The organism is Paenibacillus sp. FSL W7-1332 (assembly GCF_037969785.1).
In the GTDB taxonomy this organism is placed as follows: Bacteria; Bacillota; Bacilli; order Paenibacillales; family Paenibacillaceae; genus Paenibacillus_AQ.
This window is the reverse complement of sequence record NZ_CP150209.1, coordinates 3,351,370-3,370,023: the sequence shown is the minus strand read 5'-3', so window position 1 is coordinate 3,370,023 and position 18,654 is coordinate 3,351,370. Positions and strand designations below refer to the sequence as shown.

At 48.9% G+C, this 18,654-nt stretch carries 13 protein-coding genes and 1 pseudogene; 1 reads left to right on the top strand and 13 read right to left on the bottom strand.

All coding sequences use genetic code 11. The annotated features are described in order from the left end of the window. Positions 1–31: 31 nt before the first annotated feature. The 3 genes from MKX98_RS15000 to MKX98_RS14990 all read right to left on the bottom strand — a co-directional run bounded on the left by MKX98_RS15000 (position 32) and on the right by MKX98_RS14990 (position 2,786). The gene (locus MKX98_RS15000; RefSeq protein WP_339223840.1) at positions 32–1,528 is read right to left on the bottom strand and encodes a hypothetical protein; all 1,497 of its coding nucleotides are present in this window, start codon (positions 1,526–1,528) and stop codon (positions 32–34) included. Next, positions 1,506–2,078 carry a sigma-70 family RNA polymerase sigma factor gene (locus tag MKX98_RS14995; RefSeq protein WP_194542471.1) on the bottom strand — a complete coding sequence of 191 codons (573 nt, stop codon included), beginning with the start codon at positions 2,076–2,078 and terminating at the stop codon, positions 1,506–1,508. Before MKX98_RS14995 ends, MKX98_RS15000 begins: the two co-directional genes overlap by 23 nt. 135 nt (positions 2,079–2,213) lie before the next feature. Further along, positions 2,214–2,786: a TetR/AcrR family transcriptional regulator gene (locus tag MKX98_RS14990; RefSeq protein WP_339223837.1), complete on the bottom strand. Its 573-nt coding sequence runs from the start codon at positions 2,784–2,786 to the stop codon at positions 2,214–2,216. 243 nt (positions 2,787–3,029) lie between these two features. Here MKX98_RS14990 and MKX98_RS14985 point away from each other — a divergent pair, with 243 nt between their 5' ends. After that, entirely contained in the window at positions 3,030–3,974 is a 945-nt protein-coding gene (locus MKX98_RS14985) for a 2-dehydropantoate 2-reductase N-terminal domain-containing protein (RefSeq protein WP_339223835.1), read from the top strand. Positions 3,975–4,130: 156 nt separating this feature from the next. Here MKX98_RS14985 and MKX98_RS14980 read toward each other — a convergent pair. The 10 genes and pseudogenes from MKX98_RS14980 to MKX98_RS14935 all read right to left on the bottom strand — a co-directional run. Next, a pseudogene (locus MKX98_RS14980) lies at positions 4,131–4,695 on the bottom strand (MFS transporter); the annotation flags it as partial. A gap of 39 nt (positions 4,696–4,734) precedes the next feature. After that, positions 4,735–5,607 (bottom strand): LysR family transcriptional regulator, encoded by an 873-nt coding sequence (locus tag MKX98_RS14975; protein ID WP_339223833.1) that lies wholly within the window; start codon positions 5,605–5,607, stop codon positions 4,735–4,737. Between the two features lie 183 nt (positions 5,608–5,790). Then, positions 5,791–6,450 carry a type 1 glutamine amidotransferase domain-containing protein gene (locus MKX98_RS14970; protein WP_194542460.1) on the bottom strand — a complete coding sequence of 220 codons (660 nt, stop codon included), beginning with the start codon at positions 6,448–6,450 and terminating at the stop codon, positions 5,791–5,793. A 246-nt stretch (positions 6,451–6,696) separates the two neighbouring features. Next, complete coding sequence (locus MKX98_RS14965) at positions 6,697–7,353, bottom strand: SGNH/GDSL hydrolase family protein (RefSeq protein ID WP_339223830.1); 657 nt, start codon at positions 7,351–7,353, stop codon at positions 6,697–6,699. 311 nt (positions 7,354–7,664) lie between these two features. Next, positions 7,665–8,534 carry a methyl-accepting chemotaxis protein gene (locus MKX98_RS14960; RefSeq protein ID WP_339223828.1) on the bottom strand — a complete coding sequence of 290 codons (870 nt, stop codon included), beginning with the start codon at positions 8,532–8,534 and terminating at the stop codon, positions 7,665–7,667. 18 nt (positions 8,535–8,552) lie between these two features. Further along, positions 8,553–10,007 (bottom strand): aldehyde dehydrogenase family protein, encoded by a 1,455-nt coding sequence (locus tag MKX98_RS14955; RefSeq protein ID WP_220685430.1) that lies wholly within the window; start codon positions 10,005–10,007, stop codon positions 8,553–8,555. A 240-nt stretch (positions 10,008–10,247) separates the two neighbouring features. Further along, complete coding sequence (gene ric / locus MKX98_RS14950; RefSeq protein ID WP_339223826.1) at positions 10,248–10,946, bottom strand: iron-sulfur cluster repair di-iron protein; 699 nt, start codon at positions 10,944–10,946, stop codon at positions 10,248–10,250. A 265-nt stretch (positions 10,947–11,211) separates the two neighbouring features. Beyond that, on the bottom strand, positions 11,212–12,987 hold the full coding sequence (locus tag MKX98_RS14945; RefSeq protein ID WP_339223824.1) for a pectinesterase family protein: 1,776 nt from the start codon (positions 12,985–12,987) through the stop codon (positions 11,212–11,214). Positions 12,988–13,100: 113 nt separating this feature from the next. Next, complete coding sequence (locus MKX98_RS14940) at positions 13,101–16,787, bottom strand: Ig-like domain-containing protein (RefSeq protein WP_339223822.1); 3,687 nt, start codon at positions 16,785–16,787, stop codon at positions 13,101–13,103. 88 nt (positions 16,788–16,875) lie between these two features. Next, the gene (locus MKX98_RS14935) at positions 16,876–18,447 is read right to left on the bottom strand and encodes a glycoside hydrolase family 28 protein (RefSeq protein ID WP_339223820.1); all 1,572 of its coding nucleotides are present in this window, start codon (positions 18,445–18,447) and stop codon (positions 16,876–16,878) included. Between the last annotated feature and the right edge of the window lie 207 nt (positions 18,448–18,654).

Below are 18,654 nucleotides of genomic sequence, written 5' to 3'. Positions count from 1 at the left end.
CGTTAACTCATGGTCGGAGGTCCCAGCAACTTTACCAAGGCAGATTCGAAACGGCAGGCAAGTCGAATGCCCACTGGAAATCTCGCTTCTTGCCAATAACGGTTCGTTTTAATGTAATTGATGGCGGGATGTTCGTTAAACCTGGAATCGCAAATTCCAAATATTCCGATGTTACTGGCTCCCCCTGCGTATAAGCTCCACCGATATGGACCTTGTATTCCTGCCCATTATTATCAACTGCTACCCATTCATCAAGTAATGGCTGATTCATAAACCTTCCCTTGGCGTACAGGGCAACAATTTGTTCTCCTGTAGAAGGATCTTTCAGCAGCGAAGATTTTGTAAACGTAAGGGTGTCTCCTCCATCCATCATCACAGCGGGATTCTTATCCAGCTCTCTGGGGTTAAGCTGAATGGCGCCTTCGTTTAGGAAACGCATGGTCAATCCGTCGACCACCACCCTCACATGACTGGAATCCGGAGGAATCACGGTCGAATCGAATTCATTGGACCATTCCAGGGTCCCGCTTGAAGTATTCATTTGCTGCGATTCCACTTTTTTAATATAGGATCCGATGGTCTTATACCGGTTACCTTCCTTAATCTTCACATGATACAAAACCTCCAGGCCGTTATGCCAGTTCGATGGGACCTGTTCGAGCATCTGGGGAGCCAGGGATATCGACATATCAAAGCGGATACCGTTTGGTGTAACTAGAAGCTGTTTCATGTCCATATTGAGCCCTTCCTGCGTTGAATATGTATCCTCTAAAGGTTTAGATACCGATAAAGATTTGGCATTTGTCATATCCATCGTCAACTCCAGCGGCCAATTAACCAGGACACGTTCTTGTGGTTGTTGTTCTGGATCAGCTACTACTTCTACTGCTTTACCCTGGATAACAATGTGATCCGGAACCGTGCCATTGAATACATAAACATAATCCTGTATTCCCGGATCCGTGTTGCGAAGATGCCTACCGGGAATTGCAACTTGGCGTCCCAGCGTGTCCGTAATCAAGAACGGATCGCGCACACTGTCTTTTAGTGAACGGCCATCTGGTCCGAATTGCTTCGTGATGATAACAATATGGGAACGGTCCTTCAACACGGCCATGATTTCCATCGAGTATCCGCCATCTTCCACTTTGACGTTCTGCATTTGAAGAAGATCAAAGCGTCGAGCTCTTTCATATTCCTCATCCCATAACCAATATCCGTTGGTGGATAAAGAGTCACTTCCTTGATACCGATGCTCGCCGATCATAGAGGTACTGTCAGGCGAATTCTGCCATACCATATACGCTCCGCCCATGAGTATTACGGCAGCAGCTCCGGTCATCACCATTCGCCGCAATACCTGCTTGAAAGCGGCTTTCTTTTGCAAGCCTCCGCCAAGCCCCCTCGGGTCCATTTCGATGTTCTCTAATGCTTTCATCACGTTTGAAGTAAATTCGGGGTCCGGTCCTTCCTCATATATTTTGGAGCCCCAATACTCCTCGTCACTAGCCTTTAATATAGGTTTCAAACCATATCCCTCCCTTGTTCTCGATTTGTTTCTTGAGATTCTTTTTGCCTCTGTGCATGGCATTTCGAACTTGGTCAGCATTTAATCCGGTAATCTCGCAGATTTCTTCATATGTCAGGTCATTCGTATACTTGAGAAGGAGCACCAATCGATACTTAAAGGGCAATTCCTGTAGCTGGTGATATAATTCCCTCTGCATTTCTTTTTGAAGGACAAACTGTTCAGGCGTATGCTGGTGGCTTGGTTCATGGGTCCCTTCATTTGAAGCAGAACGGATTCGATTTCGGCGCTGAAGATCCTTCACCGCATGAACGACGATTCTATATACCCAGGCCGAAAAATGCCCTTCGTCCCGATAATTCGCCAAGCTGCGGTAGATTTTAACAAATGCTTCCTGCGCAATGTCCTGAGAATCCTGATGATTTAACCCCATGCTGCGGATGATTCCGTATACTTTAATTTTGTAACGATCGACGATAACGGCAAATAATTGCTTTTCGCCTCCGACGATACGACGAATGATCTCGGTTTCGGAAGACGCATCTGTCATGTGTTTCACCTCATTTCCCTGCTCATTTAGTACAACCTATAAACGTAAGCTGTCCCTCAAACTTCTCAGTAAAGTTAAAAATAAAAAACAAAAAAGAACCTTCCGGAATCGGAAAGGCACTTTCCATCTGACTATTTAGCGGCGTCCAACGAAACCATATAAGAGTAGCTGGATAAGTTCCGCCATCTTGTTTTTATAATTCCCGGCTCTGGCCCAGGAAGCTTGGAGCGTCCCGACGACACTTAATAATTCCAATAGGGTCTCCAGCGAAACAGAGGAATGAATCGCCCCTTCCTTGTTCCCCAGCTCAATAAATTCCTGAATAAGCTCTATTCTAATTTGATTCGTGTTTTCACTATATAAGCTCGCTAACACCTGATCCTCAACGGCACCCTGTGTACCAAGCAATTGATAGTCTTGATCTGCACAGATTTCCAAAATCCGAGAAATCTTATCCTTAAAGTCGATATTTTGATGCAAAAGCTCCTCAGCCATTCGGATCGTATTTTGCATCAGAACATTCGCACACTCCTTGACCACCCCTTCTTTACTGCCGAAGTAGTTATACAGCGATACCGACGATACGCCGGATTCATCGGCAATGTCCTTAATGCTAACATGGACGAAGCCTTTTTCTTTAAAAAGCTTTAATGCCGCATGAATGATCGCATCCTTCTTTTGCTGCGTTCTGATTTCGAATTTATTCATCACTCTTCACTCACTTCCCGTGTTCATCACTACAAGTAGTTTAACATAATGCGAATAGTTTTTAAATTTCACATCCAATATTTAAAAACTTGTTGACATCCTGGTTGATGTCCATATAGAATCAAGCTATGATTTTTAAATTTTGAAGATAATATTTAAAAACTTTGTTAAAGAGACAAGGGATAAACGCTTGAGCAAACATGGTTTGATTCAATCCTTTAACCCAAAATGGAGGGACCCGCGATGAGAATATTGGTTTACGGCGCAGGGGTTCTGGGCAGTTATTTAGCCCACGAGCTAGTGCGTGGAGGGCACAACGTCACGATGCTGGCAAGAGGACGACGAGCAGAGGAGTTGGAGAAGAACGGCAATGTCATTCGGCATTATTTTCAGTTTCAAACTACGGTTAATCAAGTAAGGGTCATCCGAGAACTACAGCCGGACGATGTTTATGACCTTATTTTTGTTGTAATGAAATATCCGGATTTCGAGGCTGTGCTGCCTGCCCTTGCGGCGAATCATAGCTGCCATATCGTTATAATGGGCAACAATGCAAGCCCTGGGGAAATGGAGAAGTATTTGCAAACCCATAGTCCGGTAGCGAAACAGGTTGCGTTCGCTTTTCAGTCGATTGCCGGCTGGAGAGAGAATGGCCGGATCATTAGCGTGCACGGCCCAAAAACCAACCTAACGATCGGTGGTTTAGGAGAGGATCTGTCATGGCGCACACTGATCGATGAAGCCTTGGTTAACACTAAATATAAATGGAATTACATTACAAATATGGATGAGTGGCTGAAAAGTCATTTTGTGATCATCTTGCCTTTGAATTCCATAGCTTCTTCATATAACGGTAATTTGCGCAGAGCCGCAAAAGACAAGAAGCTTCTTAATCTGGTCATCCATGCGGTAGATGAGGGGCATCAAGTCTTAGAGAAAAACGGCTTTACGGTTACGCCTGCCGGTCAGAAGCAATTTGCCCGGGGCAAAAGAAAGCTGTTCTACATCCTGCTGAAGCTGATGCTCTCAAGCCCGATTGGCAGAATCCTGTTAAGTGATAAGGCGGTGTCGGCAGACGAGATGACCGCTTTACAGCAAGCTTTTGATCATTTGAAGATACGCGCAAACATAGCTACGCCTCATTGGGATGAGCTTATACATTATTCCCCACCCATACAGGGATCATAGAAGATGGCTCAGTCGATCTATCACTTAGCCAGATAAGAGACAATGTTCATTAAAAATCTCTGCTCAACCAACGAGCAGAGATGATATGAACCTTCCGACGGACCTAGACTGACACTTCAAGAGCAGGCTGTCACCGCCTTGAACCTTGTTAAACGGCTACACATCCCCTTCACTCTCCTTGGCAAGGTTGTTGCTCGAAGCCACCAAGCTTCCTCTTCGCTCGTACGCAACAATTACCATAGCCATGCTTAATACAGCGCATATCATATACATGACGGAGTAAGAGAAATAATCCGCGATGGGCCCCATCACAACCCCGCCCATGGATACGCCAAGGTCAGCCATGGCAATAAACAGCCCGATTAACACATTGCGGTTGGATGAAGGTAAAACAAAGGACAAATAAGTAGTTAACGTTGGGTATAAGAGCGCCTGCGTAATGCCCATGAGAATAGCGCCAGTATAAAGAAAAGCTGCTCCCTGCTCTGAAGAAATGCTGATGCAAACTGTCTCTATCCATCTTGACGCTGTATCCAAACAAACCGGTACAGATTGCGATGGCTACAAAAATGACGGTGAATGAATCCATCCCCCCGGTCTGCCAGAGGCCTAATGCGAGAACGGGGCCGATCACGCCGGGAATATAGGAAAACAATGAATAGAACGAGATTCCTTGCGAACGTTCCTTCTCGGGCAGTGCATCGATGATGCCGATGGACACAACAAAAAAAACCACTGGATTCCGTTTTGAATCAGCGGTTCAGAAAGTTTTTCGCAATGCTTCAATCATCGCTTTCACTATAGGAAGGTTTCGAAATTTGATAGGATAAGCCAGATACAGCTCGTTGCTTACCTTGAAGGAAGGATAAATGATCTTTACCTGACGGTTGTGTATTGATTTTTCCAGCATATAAGTGGGGAGGACACTTATTCCCGAACCGTGTTCTATGGCGGCTAATATGGAATGAAGGTCCGGCAGAACGTGCATGATTTGCATATGTGGTCTTTTCTTGAAGTGTTCTCTCCATAATCTGCGTATGATCGGTAAATCACTGCCATAGCTGATCCAATCTTGAGCGCACAGCCAGGCTTCGAACCGGTCGGGATCTTCGAAGTCGATTTCTTTAAAATTATAGGGTGCAACCAGCACAAACTCTTCTTGAACATATTGGATATATTCAATGCCGGGAGCCAATATTTTTTGGGACGTTATAAGTATGTCGACCTTTTCTTCCAATAATAACTCCAAAATATGTGAGGCAACGCCAAAATGAGCAATCATTCGAAAGGGGAACTCCCCCAAATGGGGAGCTAGCTTCTCCCGAAAATATTCGTGGGCTGTCCCAATTCGGATGACGGGAGCTGTTACAGAAGTGTTCATCATGAATGTTTGCGTTGCTTCTTCCAAGGCTTCGATCAACGGAACCACTTGAGTATAGAGTTCTTTACCTTTTTCGGTGGGAACCATCTTTCTAGAGGTTCTTGTAAACAATGATTCACCCAGTTCGGCTTCCAATGCGGCAAGATGCTGGCTCATTGCGGGCTGGGTCATTAACCGAGTTTTGGCGGCTTCCGATACGGATCTATGTTTATAGATACTGATAAAGCTTCGGTACCATTCAAAATCCACCATTATATTCCTACCCCTTTGCATATGGACTCAATCGTGGTGTCCCTAAATATCAGCGCAATGTCGGTCCATGCTGCGCTTTTTTGATACCGGTTTGTTTACTACAATGATAGACTTCCTAATCATTCTACACAAAAGAAAAGCATGGAGGCCACTGTTTTATACAAACAGCAGCCTCCGTGCTCCTTATCCGAGTTTTTCAATAACAGCTTTGGTTACAGCCAGGGTAGACTGAGGATTCTGGCCTGTTATCAAATTCCCGTCAACTTCATGATGGGTAGTCCAGTTAGGCGCCGCCACGAAAACGGCTCCCAATTCCCGAAGCTTGCTTTCAAGTAGAAAAGGAAGAATTTCGCTAAGTCCGGTTTCCGCCTCTTCCCTGTCTGTGAAAGCATTCACCCGTTTTCCAGCAACTAGGGGCTGTCCATCCGATAATGTGACTCCTGTCAATCCAGCAGGTCCATGACACACTGCAGCGACTATTTTTCCAGCTTCATAAAAATTACGGACTAATTGATGCAGCATTTGTTCGTCCGGCAAGTCATACATCGTTCCATGACCACCCGGCAGGAAAATAGCATCGAAATTATGGGCAGAAACATCACGGATACGAACCGTGTTTTCCAGATGTACTGCTGCTTCCCATATCTCTTTCGGGGTATCCTCATTCACGCTGTTTGGATCTACTGGACTTTGTCCGCCGAGCGGACTCGCCACTGTAACCTGATAGCCCTTCTTTATAAACTCAATATAAGCTTCAGCGAATTCTGCTAACCAGATGCCCGTTTTTCTTCCGTCTTGTATATCTGAATGATTGGTAACGACAATTAGTATGCTTTTCTCCATTGTACTTCCTCCTTTTTTTGTTGGCTGTTTACAGAGATTATTCTACAAGCCGTCTTTTAATAAGACAAATCAGATTATTATACTAGTTGTATAAATATATTTATAGATTGATCTGCCAACCCACAATTGAGGCCACTTCAGTGCAAGAAAAAACCCTTCCAGCCTTTCGGTGAAAGAGTTGCAGCTGAGAACATGACTGATTTGATTATCTGTGGACTTTCGAGCGAGATCACTTTATGTATCTGTTCAACTTATAGCGAATGGACTATTCTGCACGACCCTCAGCCATTCACGTGAAATCAATTGATGCCCGGCTGTCGTGGGATGAATGCCATCCCATATCCAATACTCTGCGCCTACTCGTTTTGCCGCATGATCAAACGCTTCTTGCAGGGGGACAAACAGTGTTTCAAACTCTTGAGCCAATTGCCGGACAACTAGGCTATATTCATTCAGCCGTTGACGCCATTCGTCCCAGTGTTGCACGGTGGCGCCCGTTTTCAGTACGAATGGCTCACATAAAACCAGTCCTGTCTGTGGAAGCACTTCTTTCGTTTCCTCCAGTATGTGACGATATGCTTTTTCGAACCTGTCGGTAGCTCCGCTTGGCGAGCCTTCGATGATCCGGCCTGCGTCGTTAACGCCAACCAACATACTGATCAGGTCAGGTTGCAGGCTAATCGCATCTTCATTCCAACGCGCGTACAAATCTGAGACGCGATGGCCGCTGATTCCTCGATTGATGAACTGTGGCTGGCTTTCCGCTAGTTCATAGCCCAGCTCAGCAGCAATAAGATATACGTAGCCATGTCCATGAATATGATTAAGATCGTTGTCGCGCCCCCAATTCCCGTCCGTTATGGAGTCACCTTGAAACAATATGGTTTTGCTTGTCTTCGTCATCCTCTTCACTGTACCTTTCTTCAAATGGATTCGTGGACCTATACGGATCTTTTTCACGTCGAATGTTACCGCTTTCAAAATTACCCATTACATAATGATAAACCAAGCAGCGAAGCGAAAATACCCTAGCGATTAGTTTAAAAAGCATATTAACATTAGATATGAACCGGATATCTTTTGAGTTCATCGGCATCATGGTGCATTGCCACAGCATATCTAATAAAAAGCAGAAATACATCATAGGTGTATTTCTGCTCTTTTCTGCTCTATCTGCCTGTATAAAATTAAGTTACACAGAGTATTCTGAGTTTCTATTGCTTGTTTTCTTTTGCATACAGGCTTTCTTCTGCTACCTGCGCTAACTCCTCTGCTTTGATACTAATCTCATGGATCGTTGCAGAGAATTCCTGAATCGCCCTTGACTGGGTATCGGTTAGCGTGTGGATATCGGAAAAAGCATGATTTAAGTGCTGCAAAAATTCCTGAATATTCTTCGTAATGCCATTAATCTGGTCCACGTTCTCTTTGGAGCTTGTCGCAAGCTTCCGAATCTCATCAGCAACGACCGAGAAGCCTCTTCCGACTTCCCCAGCTCTTGCTGCTTCGATAGAAGCATTAAGCCCTAACATGTTGCTCTGATCCGAAATCTCCTTAACAACGCTGGAGATCTTCCCAATCTGCTGCGCGCTGGAGCTGACGTCCGTCATTTGGTTCGTTACATCAGTTACACGTTCGGTAAGGTGAGCAATCGATTGGCTGATATCTTCAATGGACGCGGTGGTCTGTTCAACAATTGCCGAGAAACTCTCGGCCATCTCAAACAGCGCATTCGCTTTTTGAAGACTTGTCCCCATGCCTACACCGCCGATAACCCTGCCTTGTTCGTCGTGAAGGGGGATCGCGCGTGCAGCTAGCGGAAATCCAAACAGCTCTTTCGGAACGACAGCCGATAAAGCTTTATTATTGCGGATGGCATCGGTTACGATATCCCCCTCCACTAGCGGGTCCCCAGGCTTGACATTCAGCGAAAAGGTTCTTCCCGGAATGTTGATGATAAGCTTCTCCGTATCATAAATGCCAATTGTGATGTCATCATTCGTAAGGCTTTTCAGCAATGGAGCTACCTTTACAAAGGCGCTGATCAGCTCATGCTGTGTTTGCTCTTCAGTCACATTATTCATGCCTATCTCCCCCAACCCTTAATACGGGAATTTCCTTTGTCCGTAATGAACCGATATCCACTTCATGGTCGTAAATTCATCCAGGCTCCACTCCCCATTCAGACGACCCAATCCCGACTGCTTCTCTCCGCCAAATGCTACAATCGGCTCGTCGTTAATCGTGACATCGTTCACATGGATCATACCTGTATGGACCTTCTTCGCCAGTTCTACCCCGCGTTCCAGATTGGAGGTGTGAATAGCCCCGCTAAGCCCAAATCGTGTATCGTTGGCGATCTCGATTCCTTCCTCTTCCGTTTCGAACGGGATGATACATACTACCGGGCCGAACAATTCCTCTTGCGCTACCTCCATATCCGGTTTGACATTGACGAGGACGGTAGGCTCCACCATTCTGCCGGTGATTTTACCCCGTACCAGTGGAACTGCACCTTGCTCAATCCCCTTCTCAATCAGCTTCTCCAGCGTTTCTGCCTGCCGATGGTTGATGACGGGCCCGATAATGGTCTGCGGATCGCTTGGATCACCTGTTGTAAGGGTAGAGACCTTCTCTTTATATTTATCTACAAATTCCTGATAGATCGGCTTCTGTACAAGAATCCGGTTGGCCGACATACAGATCTGGCCTTGATGCGTGAATCTGCTGAACGTTGCCGCTTGTACCGCGTAATCGATATCAGCATCTTCCAGGATAATGAACGCGCTGTTCCCGCCGAGCTCCAGCAGCGGCTTTTTGAAGTGCTTGACGGCCAGCTGGCCAATATGGCTTCCAACCTTAGTCGAACCCGTGAAAGAAATGATTCTCGGAATCGGATGCTCAACGAACGCATCGCCAATCTCCTTGATATCTGTCACCACTACATTCAACAGGCCCTTCGGTATACCCGCTTCTTCGAAAATCTTGCCGATCAGCGTTCCACCCGTAATCGGCGAATCCTCATGCGGCTTCAGCACGACGCCGTTGCCGGCACCTAATGCCGGGGCGACGGACTTCATGGACAAGAAGAAAGGAAAGTTAAATGGACTGATTACCCCAACCACGCCAGCCGGGATCCGATACAGTCGGTTCTCCTTGCCATCTTCAGTGGATGGTAAAATCTTTCCCTCCATTCTTAGGGGAAACGTTGCCGCTTCCTTAATCATATTTTTCACAAGACCGATCTCGAATGCCGCCTTCAGACGCGTTCCGCCCAGCTCCTGAACAATAATGGACGTAATATCTTCCTCATGCGACTCCATATATTTAACCGCATTTTCAAGGATGTCGCGTTTACGGTAAGGGTTAACCTTGTCCCATTCCAGCTTAGCTTGGTAGGCAGCCTGATAGGCATCATCAATGTCTGCAACACTCGCGATTTGAAAAGCCGTAATGACCTCATCATTATATGGATTGATGTCAGGCAGCGTTTTACCGCTTTTACCGTCTCGCCATACCCCGCCTATGAATTGTTTTCCCAATTTCGAATAATCCATATGCGCCCTCCTGTGTCGAATAATTCCAACTGATATATTTATCGACTGAATACAGGGAATAGTTAAGTGAATTTTATTTGACCTCTTCTCCCTCCCGGGGAAGGAGTCTGCACGCTAATCATGACAAAACAATAACGCCCTAACCATAAGGTTAGGGCGTTATTGTTAGGGCGTTATTTTACACGTTCGATCGTCATCCGAGCAATACATCACCCAGCTTAGAAGGGGTTCTAACCAATGTTATACCGCTTCGCGAATCCGCTCAAACAAGATGTTGTTTTCCAGATGGATATGCTCGAAGGTGTCCTTTTCAAGCATGGCCAACCGTTGATAGACCAGCCGATACGTGCCGCAGGCATCCGACGGAAGTTCGAAATCAGCGGTTACTTCCCTGAGCTCTTGAAGCAATCTGCCGGCGTGAGCATGTTCATCTTCCAGCTCAGACACATGCGGCTTAAGCTCCGCTGCAGCTTGGTGGTTAGGCTCTGCAACAAATTTCAAGATAAGCGGGAATACATGCTCGTCCTCATCCATCGTATGCTCCAGCAGTTCTTTTTTCAGATCCGAGAAAAGCTCCTGCACCCGGAGAAGCTCGGGATGATGCTCTCCATGAACGCGTGCCAACTTCGTCACATACGGCGTTAAAGCAGGTAATTCATCCCGCAAGAAGGCATGATGTTTATGCTGGATGTATTCAATCAGTTCGGATTCCCTCAGTGAAGCCGGACGGCTTTCCTGATAATCGGCAAACTTGTTCTCCAGGGTTTGAACCTTCTCCAGTACGGCGGCAGGTTCCAAATTACGCTGTTTAGCTGCTTCTTCCAGTGGCACCTGCCCTCCACAACAAAAATCAATCCGGAGTGATCGGAATAAATCCGCCGTTTGCGGGATGGATGTAACAATATCGGATACCTGGCTCTGAAGCGTGAATGAACTCATAGTCAAACCTCCTTAGACTAAACCCCATCTTTGTGAACTATTTCACTCTTACAACCCAAGTATATGAAACTCCTGTCTCCGTACATGTGATTGCAGTCATACTGAAATGGAACACTATGTGAACGTTCAGGATCCGAGAACTACGGGAGCCAGAGCAGCACAAAAACAGGGATCTCATCATCCCTGTTTTGTGGATTCTGGAATAAAAGCATCATGATATCCAGCGTGATTCAAAATTTGAGGGCTTTAGAACTTATATAATCTCTTATCTTAATGCCTCGGCATGCCGCAGCAGGATGTCCGCCGCCAGTTCTGACACATGTTTGCCCCGCTGTGCCCGGACCTCGTTCTCAAAGCTATCCATATTTCCCTTCTCCAGCTTCTTCGTCAAACTGTTGGCGATACCGGCATTCCCAATCTCTCCGCTGCTCAGGAACCGTTCGATCAAAGCGATCATATCGCCGGTGCTCGTAACCGTCTGAAATTCAATCTCAGCTACTGACGTATTGCCCGCAAGATCTGCTCCTTCAACGGTTAAGACATGACTCCCGAGCGGGAGCTGATACAGCGGGATGGCTTCACCGGGTTGAACGGGATTACCGTCCAGCTTGATAACCGTCCGGCTGTCGTCGACGCCGGAAACGGAATCGCTCATTTCAATGATCGGCGTCCAATCCCTGGAGACATTCCATCCTCCCTCCTGTACCGGTGTTTCTACGTGAATATCCGGTGGGGACAGATCCATGTTCAATACAATGGATCGGATGCTTTCCTCAAGACCTGCAGCGTTGACGGAGCGATAGTATATCGCAGCCGCGGCCGCTTCCCGGTCCAGAACGATCGGCCCCGAGTAAGGAGTCCAGGTGATACCGCCTAAACTGTAGACGGTTTCGGTAACAGTTGAACCGTCGTCTTCCGCACTCAATTCAATGGTAACCGGCACCGTATACCAGCCGTTCAGGCCGTTCGGTGTTTCAGGTGTTATTTGGGACGATGTGTGCGGAGCTGTATTGTCTTCTTCCCCGTAAGGCTGCGGAAGAACAGGCATTCTAGTCGGATCCCAACCATCCGATCCCTTCATCATCATTGGAATCGTGTACAGATTCGCTTCCTCCGGCGTGAGCTGCTTCGACCAATTCGCGCGGGCTTCGGCTGCCGCACCAGGTCCGGTATTGTTATATTCATAGTATTTGGCGGTTTTCTCGTTATCCGGTCGTCCCCAGTTATGCCAGCCTTTATCGTGCACGATTCCTTCCATTTCCGTGTTCATGAACAGCACATGGGCAAAGGGTCTCCATGGTCGCCCGAGGTAGACATCTTCGATTCCGTCCGCTCCTGTAATCTTGCTGTTGAGGAACAAATATCCGTAGGGCTGATTTTCCGGCGTGCTGGCAGCGGTAATATATCCGCCTGAACGGACATTGTGAATGACGCTCTGGTCAAACACGGCGATTCCAGGTCCATAGATAAAATCCACCGCTCCTTCAATATAACTGTTCTTCACATACACCCGTTTCCCGGCATTGTTCACAAAGAACGTATCCTGATAACCGATCATGCGGACATGGTTGAAAAAGGCCCGATCTCCCCGAAGGTCCAGCGCAGGCGCCGGGCCTTGAGGACCCGCTCCATTCGCAAACGTGATGTTCTCGGCGGTAAAATCATCGGATTCGACGGCGGTGGCACGTTCATTGAATCCGGTGCCCGTTATCCCGGTATAGGTAATGACCGTATCTTCCTTGCTCTCGCCAATAAAGCTCACGGCATGCTTCGTCTTGGGAACGGTAACCTGCTCCTCATAGATTCCATTACGGATATAGATTATCGTTCGGTCCGTATTGCCATCCGGGATGGAGTCCACCGCGGCTTGAACGCTGGTAAACATGCCTGTGCCGTCTTTCGCCACGACGATGACGGAAGCAGGCGTTGCTCCTTGAGGATCGCTTCCGACGCCCGGCCCGTTCTCGTTTACCGACTGCACCGAATAATAATAAGTTGTGCCGGCAACGACATCCGTATCGATAAATTCGGGCTGCCGCAAATCGGAGGCGACGACACTTCCTGCTTCGCTTCTTGATTCCGACCTTCTGATTTGATAAGAAGCTGCACCTTCTACGGCTGACCAGGACAGCTTGACGTGGTCTTTGGCCGGGTTTAGTCGAAGATCACCCGGAGGCGGCGAGGTATTCGCAGGGAATGGAATGACCCGAACCGCTTCAGAATTCGCGCTGGAGGCGGTGCCGTTATGTGCGGAAACACATAATAGTAGGCCGTCCCGTTCTCCAAGCCGCTTTCCTCATAGCGGATATCCTTCACTTGATCGGCAATGACCGTGTAAGGGCCGCCGTGAACGGTGCTTCGCTTGATCTGATAACTCGAAGCATCGGGTGAGGCATTCCACGAGATCACCGCCGATGCATCGCCGGCACTCGCTTTAACATCCGCTGGCGACTCTAGCGGCGCCACCGGACGGACCTCGACCGGGTCGGACGCCTCGCTTTCGCCGGCAACGCTTGTCGCCGTCACCGTATAATAGTAGACTTTACCGTTTACAAGCCCCGTATCTCTAAAGAAAGGCTCTTCTGCGCGTCCTGCCTCAATATAAGGCCCTTCCTGACTTTCGCTTCGCTTCACCGTATAGGTGACCGCATGCTCCACCGGCTGCCAGGTGAGATCAGCCTGTGTGTTGCGGCTAAGTCCCGCGAGCTCCGCCGGGGCTTGCGGCTTCACGGCATTCACCGATGGCGTAACACGCACTTGGTTCGAGGGATCGCTTTCTCCTAAATCACTCACTCCGGTAACCACATAATAATAAGTGGTTTCGTTAATTACGCTTGTATCCGTATACGATGGATTGGAAGCACTCAGATCGGATGCCACGGTCTCGTACGGCCCCCCGTTTGTCGTGCTTCTTTTGACGGTATACGATAAAGCACCTTGGGCGTTATCCCAATTCAGCTGAACCTTCGCATTCCCAGGGATCGCCCGTAGTCCTTTAGGTGCGGCTGCCGGTTCCACGTATACCTTGATGTTGTCGAAGTAATAAGTTCCCTTGCCGGTTCCGGGCGTTCTGCCGAACAATGCGCTACCTAGTCCTAATGTCCGCATATCGTCTCTAAACTCAACCTGCTCGGCTGCCAGTGCGTTGTCTACGTAAATATCCATGGTGTTAGCCGCCGCATTGGCAATGACCTTCAGATTGTACCAGCGGTTAGCGGCCGGAAGGTCGGTTAACTTTACGTCTTGCCCATTCTTGTTCTTGTAAACCAGGGCGTACGCATCCTCCTGAATCGGTAACTGCGGCTTGCGCACCTCAAGAGCAATCGGCGTCTTGGTACCTTCTGCATCCTTAATCTGAAGCAGCACCGAAGTGCCGGGCATGGCCGGTGACATGAAATCCGTCTCGACGACAACCGTACCCAACTGCTGCGGGAAGCTGATTGTAAACCCTGTGCTGCCTACTGCATTATCGTATACCTTTAGCGACTTCTCGGAATCGTTGCCCGTAGAATTCGCAGGTACTTGCTCCACCGTGACCGTATGATCGGCATCCTGCGGATCCGGGATCACTCCATAACCGTCAGGTACGGAGCCAGCTTCAAGGTTTTCAAAATCATCGTTCACATAATATACGGTTTTCGGGCCGCTGCCTGTATCTGCCGATATATTGATGTTAGTAAATGTCGAGGTATTGTATTTCCACGTCTCATTGTTCACTTTACCCGCATCCGCCACGAGGCCGACATAGGCTTGCTTAGGCAAATCGACTTGGACGTTTCCGACCGTGGTCCAGCTGGTTCCATCTTGAGAGATCATTGATGTGAATTGGTTATCCTTACGGACAAGCTTGATCCAATAAGGCAGCTGAAATTCCTGCTCCGGCTGAATTCTCGCAACATCTCCGCCCTCCTCGGCTCGACTAAGGGTAACACCTCTTTTCCCCGTACGAATATAAGGGACGACAAGGGAAACGAATGGAGCATCCTCCTTCAGACTCTCGCGGAACATGATGCCCGCTTCCGCTTCCTCATTCGTAGGGGTAATGCTTTCAACCCGGGCCACAATTTCAGCGTCCCCCTCGATCTCCTGATAGGCAAAATGAAAGACGTCCTTCGTGCCGCCGATATCTCCTGCCGCCTTGACGGTCACTTCGCCGAGGGTGTCACCAAGCTGGGTGTGTCCCGGTATTCCCGGACTGCCTATATCGGCCGACTTCCAAGGCTCGATGCTCCCTTCGGTGTTCGCATGAACGACCACGCTCGTCGAGAACGCCATCGTTCCCGTATCGTCGATCGCTTTCGCGGCCCAATAATGGGTGCCGTCCACAGCGTCCGTCCACTCATAGCGGAACGGCATGCTGTCATCCTCTCCAACCTTCTCTCCGTTCCGGTAAAACTCGACCTTCGATACGCTTCCGTCTTCATCGGACACGGACGCTTCAATCGTCACGTTCGATCCGGCTTTGACCACCGTGTTGTTTGCCGGAGCGGTAATGACTGCAGAGGGATTAGCTGATCCGTTTCCCGTCATGGAATTCAAATACAGCTCCAGATTCGTGTATCCTTCCTTATTGGCCAGATTGCGGTCACTCGGATCTCTCGGGTCCAGCCCGCGAGCGATCTCCCAATCATTCGGCATACCGTCATGATCATTATCTTCTAACGTGGATCTGACCATCTCTACTAGCGGATATCCGCCTACTTCATTCTGAGAGTTGATATGCATGCCGGTTCGGTGAATAACGTCATGGATGATTCTGGCATCGACGGCATCCCGTTTCGGCAGGGTGGCTCCGGCGCTTTGCATAACCGCTTCATAAGCCTCTTCGACGGATTCGGTCGGCAGTGGATTGGCAAAGGAAGCGGGAGTTTCCAGCTTCACGTAATCCGGATACTTATGAACGCCGGACCAGTTATCCTGAGTATATTCCGGATAGCCGTCCATAACGTTGCCGTCAATATAGTAGCTCCCGGTGCTCTCCGCATTCATAAACCGAACCACTTCCGTTTCAGGTCCGGGCTTGTAATAATTGTTGATCATATTGGTAACCGCGCCTTTGCCTCCGTACGAAGCAAAGAATCCCCAGTTGTAAACAACGTTATTGCGGAAATCATGGGAATTGCCTGCCGTGCTGTCAAACGCCGGGTTGCGGCTGGAGTTGTGGGCGATCAAATTATGATGAAAGCTGGTGTTCTTGCCGCCCCATATCCCGCCGTAGCCGTGTCTGCCTTTGACATGTTTGCTAATGTGCATGGCGTCTGCTATGATCGACCACTGCACCGTGACATTTTCGTTACCGTAAGGGCTGAGCACTTCGTCGACGGACCAGCTGAACGAGGAGTGGTCGATGATAATGTTTTTCTTATACCGTCCGCCAAAAGAGTCTGCTTCCGTTTCATTCATATCGCCCAGACGGAATCGCATATAACGGATGATCAGGTTGTTTCCATCAAAGGACGTTGGATACCCGATGACCGTAATTCCATCGCCCGGCGCCGTTTGGCCGGCAATCGTCAGATTGTCTCCGAGAATCTTAAGGGGAGATTTCAGCTCGATGACGCCGCCGACTTTAAATACAACGGTCCGGTTTCCAGCACTGACCGCATCACGAAGCGAGCCTGGACCCGAGTCGGCCAGCGTCGTTACCTCGTACACGTCGCCGCCCCGGCCGCCAGTCGTATACTTTCCACCGCCTTCGGCACCCGGAAATGCCGGCGTTCGCGAGGAATTGGACGGGGTTACGGTTTCAGGGCTTTCCTCAGCATAAGCGGCTCCGCCGGAAAAACTTGTAAACAGCATGGTGAGGACAAGCATTTGCTTTAACCATTTTGCTGCTATCAATTGCATACCTCCTTATCATTTTGAGATGCTTGCAACGGTTATAATTCGATCACCTCCTTTCTAAGCCTTATTGAATCCAACAGCAAAGCTACTTGATCACGACCTCCTCCGGTTCCACTTCAGAAGAAATCATAATCTGCCTAGCCTTATCGGCCTTCAGCCCCGAGCATTCGATTTGCCTGGACCGTTCCCCCGTCACCACCAGCAGGCGGTCATCCTGTGAGCCCCCTTCTCCGCTTACATTCGCCACCTGAACATTTCGGCTTTGGTGAAAGAGAAGCAGCTGATTTTCCTGATTACGAAGGACGATGTCCTGAATGCTGAGGTTCTTTCCATTTCGGCATACAATGCCTTCCCGACTTGTGATGGCCGTCCTCTTCACCGTCAAGTTCTCCACCGGCATCTCCGGCAAGCCGTTGATGAGCAGCGCAGTGTGCGCGCCGCTGCACACAATATCCTGAATGACAATATTCCGGAACACGGGGGTTTCCTCGGTAACGGGCAGCATCACTTCCGTTTGATACTCGCCGGAGCCGGCTTTCCCTTCGTAATATAAATTGAAGGAGATCGCATCCCCGTCGATATCCCGCATCCGGATCCTTTCAATGAAGATGTTCTCGACCACGCCGCCGCGACCGCGGCAGCTTTTAAAACGAATGCCGATATCGGTGCCGATGAAGGTGCAATCGGATACGTATACATCCTTGATGCCTCCGGACATTTCACTGCCGACCACGATGCCGCCGTGGCCGTGATAAACGGTGCAGTTCCGGATGTTGATCCGCTCACTCGGCTTTCCCAGCAGGCGCCCGGCTTCATTTTTACCGGACTTCAGACAAATCGCATCATCTCCTACATCAAACGAGCTGTTTTCCACGATTACGCATTTGCATGAATCGATGTCCAGACCGTCCCCGTTCTGGGCATACCATGGATTGCGGACGGTAATGTTCTGAATGGTAATCTGCTCTGATGCCCAAGGATGCAGGCACCAGGCTGCGGAGTTTTGAAAGGTCGGGCCGCTGAGCAGGATCCGCTTGCATTTTCTAAAGCTGAGCAGATTGGGCCTCAGGTAGTCTCTCACAGGTGCATAGTCATGTGGATCCTCGCTGCCTGTCTGTTCGATCCGGGCCAAGTTCTCCTTCCCGTCCCGGGCAGCCGGCGTTGGCCACCACAGTCCCTCGCCATCCACGACACCACCGTTGTGAATTAAACGATCCCACTGGCTTTCGGTCAGCTTCCCTTGCTTAACCGGCCTCCAGGCTTCGCCGCTTCCGTCAAAGATGCCGCTGCCGGTAATCGCGATATCCTCCAGCCCTTCTCCATCGAGCGGAGACTGGCAGCGGAACATCTGCCGGCCCTCATAAGTAGACATCCGGATCGGATAAGCTTCGAATTGCTTGCTGAACACAACAAGCGCACCGGCAGAGGCGTGAAGCTCAATCCGGCTCTGCAGGGTCAATGGACCGGTGTGCCAGATCCCGGGAGGGATGACCACCTTCCCACCACCGGCCTTAACGCAGGCTTCAATCGCTTGATGAAATGCCTCGGTGTTGTCATATACGCCGTCTCCAACGGCTCCATAGTCCGTAATCGTTACGATATACTCCGGGATCACTGGCAAGTCAGGACATATCGCTTCTTCTGTTTGTTTGATCATGTGTACCTCCGTATTTGTAAGATTGCTTATTCGATTTATACCGGCAGGACGATATACCTTCCGCCTTGTTCGGTAGGCATTTCGATAACATGGCCATGGCGTTCCATCGGGACCTCTATTCCATCCGGGGTTAAAAAAACTTCTGCTCCTCTGAAAACTCATACTTTCTTTCATCTTAAAAATTGTTGCCGATTGCGTTCAAAGCCC